Source organism: Streptomyces sp. PTL18, assembly GCF_059510295.1.
In genome coordinates this window covers 1-223 of the sequence record NZ_JCAJZO010000181.1, presented here as the reverse complement: position 1 = coordinate 223, position 223 = coordinate 1, and the positions used below count along the sequence as shown (strand labels likewise).

Below are 223 nucleotides of genomic sequence, written 5' to 3'. Positions count from 1 at the left end.
AACTCGGTACGGCTCAGAACCTCCGCGTCCTCACCGAACACGATCTCCCGCAACGGCAACGGCAGTTCGGTGTCGAGGTGGGCGCACACGGCATCGAAGGCATCCGCGAACACCGGGTACTCGTCATACAACTCACGCCCCATGCCCAGGCGTTGCGAGCCCTGACCGGCGAACAGGAAGGCCGTACGACCGCCCTCCCCCACCGAGCCGACCACCGCGCCGG

1 protein-coding gene is annotated in these 223 nt (G+C 67.3%); it reads right to left on the bottom strand.

Features of this window, described 5'->3' with window-relative positions; all coding sequences use genetic code 11:
- On the bottom strand, nt 1-223 hold a 223-nt coding region (locus AC5WS8_RS39555; RefSeq protein WP_496108299.1), incomplete at both ends, for an acyltransferase domain-containing protein.